Origin of the sequence: Bacteroides sp. M10, assembly GCF_014334015.1 — a bacterium.
GTDB classification, from domain to species: Bacteria; Bacteroidota; Bacteroidia; order Bacteroidales; family Bacteroidaceae; genus Bacteroides; species Bacteroides intestinigallinarum.
In genome coordinates, this window is record NZ_CP060488.1 from 5,293,875 (window position 1) to 5,306,722 (window position 12,848).

Annotated in this window: 9 protein-coding genes; 3 read left to right on the forward strand and 6 right to left on the reverse strand. The window is 44.5% G+C overall.

Features of this window, described 5'->3' with window-relative positions; translation table 11 throughout:
• The first annotated feature begins 166 nt into the window (after positions 1 to 166).
• Together ltrA and H8796_RS19480 are read left to right on the forward strand one after the other, a co-directional pair.
• Positions 167 to 1,864, forward strand: a complete 1,698-nt coding sequence (gene ltrA / locus H8796_RS19475; protein ID WP_117935632.1) for a group II intron reverse transcriptase/maturase — start codon at positions 167 to 169, stop codon at positions 1,862 to 1,864.
• Positions 1,865 to 1,874: 10 nt separating this feature from the next.
• Positions 1,875 to 2,750 (forward strand): Rpn family recombination-promoting nuclease/putative transposase, encoded by an 876-nt coding sequence (locus tag H8796_RS19480; RefSeq protein ID WP_117935634.1) that lies wholly within the window; start codon positions 1,875 to 1,877, stop codon positions 2,748 to 2,750.
• Between the two features lie 119 nt (positions 2,751 to 2,869).
• Here the strand turns inward: H8796_RS19480 and H8796_RS19485 are convergent, their stop codons facing one another.
• The 5 genes from H8796_RS19485 to H8796_RS19505 all read right to left on the reverse strand — a co-directional run bounded on the left by H8796_RS19485 (position 2,870) and on the right by H8796_RS19505 (position 9,348).
• Positions 2,870 to 4,024 carry an acyltransferase gene (locus tag H8796_RS19485; RefSeq protein WP_117935636.1) on the reverse strand — a complete coding sequence of 385 codons (1,155 nt, stop codon included), beginning with the start codon at positions 4,022 to 4,024 and terminating at the stop codon, positions 2,870 to 2,872.
• 331 nt (positions 4,025 to 4,355) lie between these two features.
• Complete coding sequence (locus H8796_RS19490) at positions 4,356 to 5,396, reverse strand: linear amide C-N hydrolase (protein WP_117935715.1); 1,041 nt, start codon at positions 5,394 to 5,396, stop codon at positions 4,356 to 4,358.
• Between the two features lie 281 nt (positions 5,397 to 5,677).
• Positions 5,678 to 7,072, reverse strand: coding sequence for an acyloxyacyl hydrolase (locus H8796_RS19495; protein ID WP_117935638.1), 1,395 nt, complete (start codon positions 7,070 to 7,072; stop codon positions 5,678 to 5,680).
• A gap of 33 nt (positions 7,073 to 7,105) precedes the next feature.
• On the reverse strand, positions 7,106 to 7,729 hold the full coding sequence (locus tag H8796_RS19500) for a chloramphenicol acetyltransferase (RefSeq protein ID WP_008998438.1): 624 nt from the start codon (positions 7,727 to 7,729) through the stop codon (positions 7,106 to 7,108).
• A 101-nt stretch (positions 7,730 to 7,830) separates the two neighbouring features.
• On the reverse strand, positions 7,831 to 9,348 hold the full coding sequence (locus H8796_RS19505) for a DUF4301 family protein (protein ID WP_117935640.1): 1,518 nt from the start codon (positions 9,346 to 9,348) through the stop codon (positions 7,831 to 7,833).
• 106 nt (positions 9,349 to 9,454) lie between these two features.
• On the opposite strand from H8796_RS19505, the gene H8796_RS19510 reads away from it, so the two are divergent.
• The gene (locus tag H8796_RS19510; RefSeq protein WP_004325787.1) at positions 9,455 to 11,674 is read left to right on the forward strand and encodes a bifunctional (p)ppGpp synthetase/guanosine-3',5'-bis(diphosphate) 3'-pyrophosphohydrolase; all 2,220 of its coding nucleotides are present in this window, start codon (positions 9,455 to 9,457) and stop codon (positions 11,672 to 11,674) included.
• Positions 11,675 to 11,688: 14 nt separating this feature from the next.
• Here H8796_RS19510 and H8796_RS19515 read toward each other — a convergent pair whose 3' ends face one another.
• Positions 11,689 to 12,846 carry an MFS transporter gene (locus H8796_RS19515; RefSeq protein WP_117935642.1) on the reverse strand — a complete coding sequence of 386 codons (1,158 nt, stop codon included), beginning with the start codon at positions 12,844 to 12,846 and terminating at the stop codon, positions 11,689 to 11,691.
• Positions 12,847 to 12,848: the final 2 nt, after the last annotated feature.

Genomic DNA, 12,848 nt, shown 5'->3' on the forward strand with positions numbered 1-12,848 from the left:
TCATCTGATAGTCCGCCAACTGCAAAGAAAGCTAATGGAAGTGCCGGCAGAAGAATGTGGAAAAAGCAAACGGCACTTGGTAATAAAGTGCATAGAAGTTAATACTTCACGCGAAAGCGGGCAGACTTCCACATGGTGACTCGTTACAAGAAAACTTACAGAACTTATGAAGGAAGAAAAGCAAATGAACACGCAAGTGTGTGCCTCTACCTGCACATCGACATCAGATTGGTCCTCTATCAACTGGGACCTTTGCCGTCAATATGTAAATAAGCTGCAAGCCCGTATTGTAAAGGCTCAAAAAGAAAATCGTCCAGGAAAAGTAAAATCCTTACAATGGATTCTTGTACATTCTTTCTACGCCAAAGCATTGGCAGTAAAACAAGTGACCTCTAATAAAGGGAAGAGGACATCAGGAACTGACAAACAGAGATGGATCTCTCCTTTATCAAAATGGAAAGCGATTTTCATGTTGAAACGAAGAGGATACACTCCCTTTCCACTGCGCAGAATTCACATCAAAAAGAGTAACGGAAAACTTCGTCCTTTGGGTATCCCAACGATGAAAGACCGCGCTATGCAGGCATTATACTTAATGTCGCTAGCACCTGTTTCAGAATGTATGGCTGATACAGATTCGTACGGATTCCGCAAAGAACGAGGCGTTTGGGATGCGGTTGAACAATGTTTTAAAGTTCTCTCAAAACCTTGCTTTGCCCAGTGGATATTGGAGGGAGATATAAAAGGCTGTTTTGACCACATCAGTCATGAATGGATACTTTCTCATATACCAATGGATAAAATAATCCTCGGTAAATGGCTGAAATGTGGTTTTCTCTTTCAAAACAGAATCTATCCCACAGATGAAGGAACTCCACAGGGCGGTATTATTTCTCCAACACTTGCTAATATGGCATTAGATGGGTTGGAAAAAGAATTGGCTGTGAAATTCAAAACACGTAGTATAAAAGGAAAGGACCACTGTTTTAAGGTCAATCTGGTTCGCTATGCAGACGACTTCATCATAACGGGAGAAAGCCGAGAATTATTAGAAGAACAGGTAAAGCCGATAGTCAGCAAATTTCTAAAAGAACGAGGGCTGGAACTATCCGAAGAAAAAACTCGGATAACCCATATTGATGAAGGATTTGAATTCCTTGGGTTTCGTTTACAAAAGCATAAGGGTAAACTGATTATTAACCCATCCAAAGATAAAGTCAAAAAGTTTTTGGCAGATATAAAACTTGTTATAAAGAAGAATCCTTCATGCAGACAGGATTATCTGATAAATCTGTTGAATCCCAAAATCAGAGGATGGGCTAACTATTATCAATATTGTTGTGCTTCACGTACATTTGACAATGCAGATAATCAGATATATCTCAAACTTCGAAAATGGAGCTGCCGTCGTCATCCCAATAAGAAGAAAAGTTGGGTTTTCAATAAATACTATCATTGTATAAATGGAAGAAAATGGAATTTTTCATATTGGAATGGGAACAAAGCCAAAGGCTTGGATGGATATAGCACTCTGCGACATCTCACAGACACTAAAGTCAGTAAGTACCTCAAAATAAAAAGAGAGGCGAATCCATATGACAAAGAATGGGCACCCTACTTTGACAAAAGAGAGACTTATAAGATGTTACAGCATTTGCATGGAAGAAATAAGTTATTAACTTTGTGGCAGAAACAGGAAAGGAAATGCCCATACTGTCAGGAACCGATAGACAGGAGCCATTCATGGAACATCCAAAGGAAAGAAACTGAAGATGGGAAAATGAGGATTTTGCTGGTTCATGACTCTTGTAGGAGAAGTCAAGACCAAAGAAGACGAAATAATAAGCCGGGGTTAGTTGATTAACCTTTAGGAGTTGCTTGAGCCGTATGAAGGGAAACTTTCAAGTACGGTTCTTAGAGGAGAAAGCGGCAGTGATGCCGCTGACTTACTCGATTTTTTATTCGGCAGAGAGGTAGAAAAGGAGTTATTAATTGACTTCTTGAATGATTTGCTCGTAGGAGAGCACATAATTACCGACATCCAGTTCCTCAACAACGAACAGCAGCCGGAAGTAAAAACAGAGCGAGGTATTATCTACGACATATATTGCGTAACCGACACAGGTGAACGTATTATCGTAGAAATGCAGAACCGGGAACAGCCTTACTTTAAAGACCGTGCCCTCTTCTATCTCTCACGAGCCATCACGCAGCAAGCAAAAAAAGGTGTTTGGGACTTCCAGTTGGATGCAGTGTATGGAGTGTTCTTCATGAATTTCGTGATGGACAAGGATATGCCCGCTAAAATCAGAACGGATATTATACTTTCTGATAGGGATACTGGGAAGCTCTTCAACAACAAGTTCCGGCAAATCTTTATCGAACTGCCGAACTTCAGCAAAGAAGAGGATGAATGTGAAAATGATTTTGAACGCTGGATTTATATATTAAAGCATATGGACACACTTGACAGAATGCCTTTCAAGGCTCGCAAAGCCGTCTTTGAACGACTGGAGAAGTTGGCTTCCAAAGCGAATATGACCCAGGAAGAGAGAGCGCAGTACGAGGAAGAATGGAAAATTTACAACGATTATTTTAATACGTTGGACTTTGCTGAACAGAAAGGCCGACGGGAAGGACGGCAAGAAGTTCTTATCGAGACCGCTCGTAAATTCAAAGAAATGGGATTTACTACTGAAATGATTGCCAAAGGCACCGGACTTTCAAAAGAAGAAATAGAAAAGCTATAAAATCGACTTATTACGATTAGTACCTCCTCGGAGGAAAACAGGAATACATATCAGAAAAATAAAAGTCCCGTTTTGTCTTGCCAGACAAAACGGGACTTTCTCTATAAAAAAACTACTACCTATCGTTTCTTGCTCAAGAAACGCTTTGCCAAATACTTGCGTAAAGGTTCATCATAGAATTTCAAGCTTAGATAAGCCAGTACAATGCACAATGCGTAAACACATAAAGCTACCTGCCAAGTCTCGCCCAGCGTATAGAGTTGATTCTTAATCAGCCATGCATAGAACAGATACATCAACGGATAGTGTATCACGTAGATCGGATAAGATATATCCCCCAAGAACTTACATATCTGCGTTGACCGCTTATCCGTCGTACTTCCCGACGCACCCAACCACACAAGGATAGGGAAAGCAACGACAATGCAAAACGCTTCATATACACCGTTCGTACAAACCGGCTCTGCACCCTCCAAATAAGGAACGGAAAACAGGGCAATCAATACAAGGGTACATATCCAGAAAGCACCTTTCACTTTCACTGGTTTGAAGTTACGGGATAAAAGCATACCCAAAGAGAAAGGGAAAAGCATTCTCAATGATCCGCCCAGAAAGTTTACACCATCCAACGTCCATCCTACCCCAATGTTTCCATAAGTGGAGACATCGAAGATGGCGAACAACGTCAACGCCACTCCCAGCAATACCACCATCACAGCCAACGCTTTATTAGACAGACGGCGAATGAACAACGCATAAAGGATATTGCCTATATACTCGAAAAACAACGACCAGCATGGCCCGTTCAGCGGAAACATCTCGCCATTGCCACGAACCTCATAGCCCGCACCCGGCAGGGCAGGAATAAAAAATATGGTGCAAAGAAGAGACAACATCACCATGGATATGGCAACGTGCGTTCCATCCCATTGCACAGAACCCTGAATGCAGAACGTGATAGCCCCCAGAACAGCCCCCAGAACAACCATAGGATGAAGACGTATCAACCGGCGTTTAAAGAAATCTTTCATGGTGAGACTCTTACCCCAACGGTCGTCGTAAGCGTAACCGATCACAAAACCCGAAAGGATAAAAAAGAAATCCACGGCTAAATATCCGTGATTCAGAGTTTCAATAGCACTATTACTGGCAAAAGCGAAGCCCTCGAATACGTGATACCATATCACCATAAGAGCCGCCACACCGCGAAGTCCGTCAAGAAGATCATAATGCGCCTTGGTGTCTGAAAAGGCTGAAGCAGAAATGTTCGACATTTGTTTTTCTATTAGTAAGTTAGTATTTTCAGAGGGCAAAGATACGGTTTGCATTACGAAGTTTCTTTGCTTTAAAGCAAAAAAAAATGTAAATTTCTATCTTTAGCACATTCCAACTAAGTACACAAACAAAATTAGCTTCCAAAAACATCAGAGTTATTTAAGGTATATATCTTAATATAGGAGTTGTATGTAAAGACGACTATCTATAACACATACAAAAGATGAGTAAGTAGAGTAAATATCTAAAATGAATATAATCTGTTTGCAAAAAAATACGCGGAGATCTATCGATTCCGCGTATCAAATAATAAAAATAGATAGAATTTTATCAATCACCTACACGTAAAAATTTAAATGGAGACGACTCTTTAAAATCTTTTATGGTATTACCACTATAAATCTGTCCCTCTGATATAGACAATTTTTTAACAGGAGCACCTTCGGAAAAATTAGCATCTTTTAGGTTTACCCAAAAAGTGTTGGGAGTAATAGCAGATTCGAAAAAATAAACTAGGTTTTTGCTATCTGACACTGTCCTCCATTGAGTTGTAGATATTTCAGGACTTCCAGGCACTGAAATGCCATAAGGAACCGACACATTTCTCATTACACTGAAAACACTGGCTACAGCTATCTGTTGGTCGGCTGTTTTAGGCAGAACACCAATATAAAAGCTTGCTCTTGCAAATCTGTCTGGAGACTTATTAGTTCCAGGTAAAAATGCAAGCCCTCCCACAGACTTCCAGTAATCGTTCAGTGACAATTGTAGAGGATAAGCAGGCGAGTTTGTCATCACAACATACTCTTTGCCATGATAGATATTCATTTTATTATCTATAAACTCAAATATAGCATTGTCTCCTGTTGCATCCGATATAGCAAGATGTAAGGTTGCCATTCGCGAGCCATCAGGCATCATGTCAGAAACCAGTTGGAAATTTCCACGCTGTACTTCAGCCACAGCTTCATCGACAGTAGCAAAATTATCGAGAAAATATTGTGTCCATGCAGCTATAGTTAATCCCGGCTTATTTTTATCTCTATCTTCATATTGAGACTCTGGAAGCCACAATAAATTGGCAACTAGACCTTTTTCATTTATACCATCAGTACTCGAAAATTCATAGGCAGAAGTAACAATACTACCATACTTCGATTTCCATTTTAAAGAGTTTCCTCCCACTTCTCCATCCCGTTTCATTCCACGAGGGAATAACCAAATGTTACTGTGCATGTTCTCATTCCAGTCCATAGTGCGTCCAGTAACTACAGTATTATCTTCTCCTACATATACAGCTCGCGTACAAGCTTCCGATTTCAAGGCACTAATAAATATAAGCGCAACAATGAATAACACTTCCTTTTTCATATAACTTAAATAGATTAAATAAACAATCATCAAACTGATATAGATTGCATAAACAATTAAATGAAAAAAAAGTTTTCAATAATAATAAAAAGTTTGCTAAAAGTTTTGCTATTAAATTATTATCTAATTCACTAAACAATCTCAAATTGCACTTTCTATTTTTTACAATTTATTTCACCGTAATCAAGCCAAGTAAAAATGCATTTTTCTTATATATAAGTATGTAAAAAAAAGAATCAAATAGTATCATGTTTGAGTAGATACGACCTTATTCTTTAAGGTTAATGACGTACTTTAGGATATTTATTATTAAAACGGAAACCAAGACCGAGCATCAGATAATTAGGGGTCTGGAAATCCTGAAGATTGTAGCCGATGTGAAGGAATGAACTCCGGGTGACGTTGATCTTCAACGCAAAGACCTGATACAGTCCGCGCAAATCGCCACGTCCCAGCACATTCGTTCCCAAGCCGACACCGATGGTAAAAAACGGCATCACGTATTCGGCCCGTCCGGAAAGTCCCAACGCAAGCTGATGCTGGATGCCCGGCACAAGAAATTTACGACGGGAGGAACCGCTGCCTGCATCGTACTCCACCAGCGCATCTTCGGTGTACACATTGGCACTGCCGTCATAGACACCATCCAGCGAAACTCCGAAACGCAGCTTATAGTTGAAATTGTACATCGGAGCAAAGTTGAACCCCGCTACGGGATAGCTGCCCGGTGATGCAATCTGTTTTTCACCTACATAGACACCTTTGCGACGCCACGAGCCGAACAACACAAGGTCATAACTGATGTGTCGCGGAAAACGGGGAACGTAGGGATGAACCAATGATTTAGTGAGGTCGGCTTCTTCTCGGTTGAAGTTGTACACCAGTCCGATTTTCGCTCCGGTGGTGTTGATACCTGCATTGGGAAACTTGGTGTTGCCGTTGGAGAAATGCGTGAAGTCTCCGCCGATGATAAAGTCGAAATAACGGGAAAGCGACCAGTTAAGGTAGATACCTGCATTGAGGTAGGCATTCACCCGTGAGCCTACGGCTCCGTTGTAGGAGTTGTAATCGTTGTCATAAGGTTTCCATCCGGCAGAGATACCGAAGTTCCACTCGTAATTGAGCGAAAGGCGGGGATGAAAACGGGCAATGCGTGCACCTTGAAAGACGTAGAACGTCATCGGATCACCCAGCTGTTTTTTATCGCCAAAGGTGGTAAAGGCCAAGCCGAAACCTTGATAAGCTCCGCCATAGATGCGGTCGGCACAGGTGTTGGGACGAAACTTGAAAGAGTATTTCAGATGAGCGGCAAATGAACTCTGGATGGGTTTCCACCGTTCGTTCTCGCCTTGCAGGAAAGGATTGGTGGGGAACACGTATTGCGGCCGCGCCTCTATCCCCAACCGGTGAATGAAATGGTGGGGAACGTAGGGAGCTACGGTGTCGGCTCCGCATTGCGGGAAGCTGTTGTGCCGGAAGCCATGAATTTCTTCCTGCAATCTCCGCACTTCTTCACGAAGTTGGCGGACATCCTGCTGGAGCTGTTCCACGTCTTGCCGCATTTCCTTCACCTCTTTCTCTTCCTGCCCTACCTCCTGCGCACAAAGCGAAGTGCCGGGGAAAAGCAAAGCGGAACAGATTACGGCGATTTCCCATCTGGGTATCTTTACTCTCATATAATAGTCTGGTTTGTCTTTTCAGAACGGAAGTTACAAATGGAGCTTCTCAATGAACTGTGCCACATGATAGCCGTCCATCAACCCATGATGGCAGGTTACGGAAACGGGCATCATCAGTCTTTCTCCGTCGCGGAAGTACTTTCCGGTGGAGATTTTGGGAACACTGTCGCCCGAACGCATATTGGTGGGGTGCTTCATGTCGGTGAATGAGAGCCACGGCACTGCCGAATAATGTATGGCATTGGGATGGAAAGTACCTCCTTTGTTGAGTCCCGTAGTGGCTTGCAAACGTTCCATTTCTGCTTTTGCCCGACGGATAAAGACGAGTTCGTCCGGATCGTATTCAAAGGCGGCAAAAGAAAAGGTATGGTCGTCACGGCCTACGGTGGCTTCGGGCAGAAGGCTGTCATAGCACACTACCTTATCGCCCTCGATGCGGTAACGGAATTCTTCTACCGCAGCAGCGGCAGTCGTTATCCGGTGGAGGACTAACAGGGAAAAGGATATACCTTTGGCTTTGGCTTCCTGATACGCGCGCGTACAGTCTACCTGAACGGTCACTCCGAAAAACGGATCGTCAAAAGCACTGAAATGTTCGTAATGTTCTCTTCTGTTCCAAGTAGCAATATCGATAATCTTCTCTATCTGATTCATTCTAAACACTCTTTTTTATTTTAGAAACGCAGATTAACGCAAATTATCGCAGATTTAACCTATTTCCTTTGCGTTAATCTGCGTTTCTAAATTCAGTCTCTTTACTGATGTTGCTCACGCAACAGGTCGTTCACTGTTTTTACCGGGTTGAAAGTAGAAAGCGGCACTTCTACAAAGACGGTATTCCAATCGCTCATCGCTCCGTTCCACAAGCCGGGAAGTTCGAGAGCTTTCAGGTCTTTGCCGTTCTTCGATTTGTAGGAGATGAAGCCTGTTGCTTTATCTACGTACTTCACCAGGTCGAACTTATGTCCTTTATAATCGCGCACGGCACATACGAGGTCTACCGGATTGAAGTGTGTGCCTTTCTCGAACATTTCTTTCTTCTCCGGATCGTCCATGTCGATCTGTGAGCTTTCGAGGATTTGCAGGGAGATGGTTCCGTCGCTGTTGTAAGCAAGGAACGGGCCGCCACCGGGTTCGCCTACGTTCTTCACCATTCCGCAGACACGCATCGGGCGGTTGAACTTGTTTTTCAGGTAGATGGCGAGTACGGAATCTTCGAGGTCTTTCGTCTCCGGATTTTTGCAGAAGAGTTTCTTTTGCAGGAATTGAAGCATTTCCATCATCTGGTCGTGGGTGTATTTACCGCTGTCGAGCAGGGTAAGGTATTCGAATACTTGTTTTTGCAAAGTCACGAGCACTCCGGCAATCAGTTTCTTATAAGTAACGGTGTCGGCTTTCAGTCTGTCGGGCACTACGTTGTCGATGTTCTTGATGAAGATAATGTCTGCATCGAGGTCGTTCAGGTTCTCAATCAGTGCGCCGTGGCCACCGGGACGGAACAGCAGTTTGCCGTTGTCGCGGAAAGGTTGGTTGTCCATGTCGGCGGCAATCGTGTCGGTACTCGGCTTTTGTTCGGAGAAAGTGATGTAATAGTCCACTCCGTAGCGTTTGGCAAAATCCGCCACTTTTTCGGTTACCAGCTTCTTGAAGAGTTCACGGTGTTCGGTAGATACCGTGAAGTGCACATTTACTTTACCGCTCTTTCCGGCAGCATACAGGGCTCCTTCGGCGAGATGTTCTTCCATCGGCGTGCGTGAACCTTCGGGATACTTATGGAATTTGAGCAGACCTTTCGGCAGTGCGCCGTAATTCAGTCCGGCTGTTTCGAGCAGGGCGGATACCACTGCTTTATAGTTGCCGTCTTCGATCAGTCCGGGAATATCTTTTCCGTCGATACGCTGGCAGGCTACATTCAGGTCGTCATAAAAAGCAAAATCCTTGATTCCGTCGAAGAATGCGTGTTCGAACTTGGTTGTCGGCCGGTCATAGTCGGCGGACAGGAACTCGAACAGGTTCTTGAACATACGACTCGCTGCACCGGAGGCGGGAACGAACTTCACGACAGTCTTATCTGTGTTTGTATATGCATCCCAGGCGGCCAGATAAGCCTTCTGTTCTTCTGCATCGGGAGCTAATATTCCCTTTTCGATGGAGGCTGCCGCATCCAGCTTCAAAAAGGGGAAACCCGTCTGGAAACATGCTAATTGTTCTGCAATTTGCTCTTCCGTGATGCCTTTCTTGGCAAGCAACTCTTTGTCCTGTGTCGTTATCATAATATCTTATTTTATTAATTGATGCCCAAAAATACAAAATGTTATTTACTTCTTGCCGAATAACCGGGAAAAAAACTAATTTTACATCGAATTAACAAGATTGAATATGGACGACTTTTTTACATCGGAGGAAAAAAAGGAGCTTTTTTCACTCTACCGGCATTTGTTGCAATCTGCAGGAGATAGCATTTCCTGGAAGGATTGCCTAAAGTTAAAGAGACATCTTATCAAAGCGGCCCAGTGTAACGGTCTGCAACGCAATAACTTCGGGATGAATCCCGTCATCAGAGATTTACAAACGGCAGTGATCGTTGCCGAGGAAATCGGTATGAAAGGTTCGTGCCTGATCGGTATCATGTTGCACGAAATCGTGAAGGGGCATGTATTGTCTATCGACGAAGTGAACGCCGAATATGGGGATGACGTGGCAAGTATCATCAAGGGATTGGTGAAAACGAACGAGCTGTATGCGAAGAGTCCGGCTATCGAGTCGGAAAACTTCCGTAATCTGCTGCTTTCTTTTGCGGAGGATATGCGTGTGATCCTGATTATGATTGCGGATCGTGTGAACGTGATGCGCAAAATAAAGGATACGGGCAACGAGGAGGACCGGCTCAAGGTAGCAAACGAGGCTGCGTACCTGTATGCTCCGCTGGCGCACAAGCTGGGATTGTATAAGCTGAAATCGGAACTGGAGGATTTGTCTCTCAAATATACGCAGAAGGAAACGTATTATTTTATCAAGGATAAGCTGAACGAGACGAAGGCGTCCCGCGACAAGTATATCGCTGCTTTTATCGAACCGATCCAGAGGAAGGTGTCGGAAGCGGGATTGAAGTTCGACATCAAGGGGCGTACCAAGTCGATTCATTCGATATGGAACAAGATTCAGAAGCAGAAAACGTCTTTTGAGGGGATCTATGACTTGTTCGCCATTCGTATCATCCTCGATTCGGAACCGGACCCGGCTAAGGAGAAGCAGGAATGCTGGCAGGTTTATTCGATTGTTACGGATATGTACCAGCCGAACCCGAAGCGTCTGCGCGACTGGCTCTCTATCCCGAAAAGCAATGGTTACGAGTCGTTGCACATCACTGTGATGGGTCCGGAAGGGAAATGGGTGGAAGTGCAGATACGTACCCGCCGCATGGACGAGATCGCGGAACGCGGATTGGCTGCTCACTGGAGATATAAAGGTATCAAGGGTGAAACGGGTCTGGACGAGTGGTTGACTTCTGTGCGGGAGGCGTTGGAGAATGCGGACAATGATTCGCTGAAAGTGATGGATCAGTTTAAGATGGATCTCTACGAGGATGAAGTGTTTGTCTTCACGCCCAAGGGGGATTTGTTCAAGCTCGCCAAAGGGGCTACGGTATTGGATTTTGCTTTCCATATCCATAGTAAGTTGGGATGCAAGTGTATCGGCGCGAAAGTGAACGGCAAGAATGTGCAGCTCAAACAGAAACTGAACAGCGGCGATCAGGTGGAGATCATGACTTCAAATACCCAGACGCCGAAGCAGGACTGGCTGAACATCGTGACGACTTCCAAAGCGCGCACCAAGATAAGGCAGGCTCTCAAAGAGATGGTGGCACGCCAGCATGCTTTTGCCAAGGAGACGCTGGAACGGAAATTCAAGAACCGTAAGTTGGAATATGATGAAGCGACCATGATGCGCCTCATCAAGCGTTTGGGCTTCAAGAATGTGACGGAGTTTTATCAGCGGATTGCCGACGGTGGACTGGACGTTAATGAGATTCTGGATAAATATGTGGAGCAACAGAAGCGGGACAGTGATACGCACGATGAAATTGTGTATCGCAGTGCCGAAGGGTATAACTTGCAGGCTGCGCAACAGGAGGAAACGACGTCTAAGGAAGATGTTTTGGTGATCGATCAGAATCTGAAAGGGTTGGAATTCAAGTTGGCTAAATGTTGTAATCCGATTTACGGGGATGATGTGTTTGGTTTTGTTACGGTAAGCGGTGGTATCAAGATACATCGGGCGGACTGTCCGAATGCCAATCAGATGCGCGAACGTTTCGGTTATCGTATTGTGAAGGCTCGTTGGGCGGGGAAATCGGTGGGTACGCAATATCCTATCACGCTGCGGGTTGTAGGGCATGATGATATTGGTATCGTGACTAATATCACTTCTATTATATCCAAAGAGAATGGTATCACGCTGCGCTCCATCGGTATTGACTCGAACGACGGTTTGTTCTCCGGAACACTGACGGTCATGGTGGGTGATACGGGACGTTTGGAGGCTCTTATCAAGAAATTACGTACTATAAAGGGAGTAAAACAAGTTAGCCGGAATTAATTCCGGCTACTCTCCTATCTTACTTTCTTCTTTATATAATAAGGATAGGTAATCAATACAAAGAAGAGTAAAGCAATGGATGCTACTATCTGTCCGGTATGTAGCATCTTATCTGTATCCAATTCCATGTAGCAGGCGGTAGCGATTCCCAGCGAAATGCCGATTTCGGTTGCCAGCAGATGGGTGGTGTTGGCTGTTCCGCGTTGGCAATGGTGGGATAGCTTTACGAACATCACCAGAAATTCCGGCAGGATAAAGCCTAAGCCCAGTCCTAAGAGTACGGAGGAAATGCCTATGGAGATGTCTGTATTCAGTAGGGACATGGCTACGATTTCCAATCCGAGTCCTATAATGACCAGTCGCAGTGTTTTCTCTTTCAGGAAAAACAGACGTGCAAAGAACAGGGAAACGATGTATCCGAGGGCTGTTCCTACAAAGAACGGTACGGGGATTCCTGTGTTTCCGAGTACGAAATCGTTTAGGAAAGGGTGTACCATGGGAACCAGCAGTCCCGGAATGAAGGTTATCAGGATCAGATTGATGGCAGGAATCCATCCACGAAGCAACAAGAAGCGGTCGAAGGAATAGAGTTTGGTGACAATCGGCGCACGGAAAGGTACGTAGACTCCTGATAACATGAGGATTCCGACAGCTCCGGTTATGACAGATACAGTGAGCAGGGTTTGGAAGGATTGGCTTTGATAAAGCCATACTCCGAGGATAATGCCTGCGATCATTCCCATACGTGCCATCCAGGAGAAACTGACGTTTCCCGCACTGCGCAGTGTGGAGTTGGTGATGTCGATGGCCAATGTGATGCCGGCTGTTGTGCCTATGCCAAAGGCGAGCCCTTGCACGGTGCTCAACAGAATCAGTTCTGTGAGGTTAGTGACAAAGGCGTATCCGATGGTCGCCACTACCATCAGGGCAGCAGCAAACATACAGACGTACTTACGCTTGTATGCATCTACCAGATAGGCATGGAAAGGGCCGATGAGGAACATCCCCAAGGTGAAAAAGAGAAAGATTACTCCTGTCTGTGCAGCCGGCACTCCGAGACGGTCGGCCATCTCTACGGAAAGCACCGGAAATAACACATACAAGGATATAAACAACAGCAAATTAGCTACACATATCCGCATAAAATGAACTGTCCACAATTTAACTGCCATAT

Excerpts from the sequence above, each read along its gene's own strand:
- H8796_RS19515 (WP_117935642.1), bottom strand. The coding sequence starts at position 12,846 with ATGGCAGTTAAATTGTGGACAGTTCATTTTATGCGGATATGTGTAGCT.
- H8796_RS19505 (WP_117935640.1), bottom strand. The coding sequence starts at position 9,348 with ATGATAACGACACAGGACAAAGAGTTGCTTGCCAAGAAAGGCATCACG.
- ltrA (WP_117935632.1), top strand. The coding sequence starts at position 167 with ATGAAGGAAGAAAAGCAAATGAACACGCAAGTGTGTGCCTCTACCTGC.
- H8796_RS19510 (WP_004325787.1), top strand. The coding sequence starts at position 9,455 with ATGGACGACTTTTTTACATCGGAGGAAAAAAAGGAGCTTTTTTCACTC.
- H8796_RS19495 (WP_117935638.1), bottom strand. The coding sequence starts at position 7,072 with ATGAGAGTAAAGATACCCAGATGGGAAATCGCCGTAATCTGTTCCGCT.
- H8796_RS19485 (WP_117935636.1), bottom strand. The coding sequence starts at position 4,024 with ATGTCGAACATTTCTGCTTCAGCCTTTTCAGACACCAAGGCGCATTAT.
- H8796_RS19490 (WP_117935715.1), bottom strand. The coding sequence starts at position 5,396 with ATGAAAAAGGAAGTGTTATTCATTGTTGCGCTTATATTTATTAGTGCC.
- H8796_RS19500 (WP_008998438.1), bottom strand. The coding sequence starts at position 7,729 with ATGAATCAGATAGAGAAGATTATCGATATTGCTACTTGGAACAGAAGA.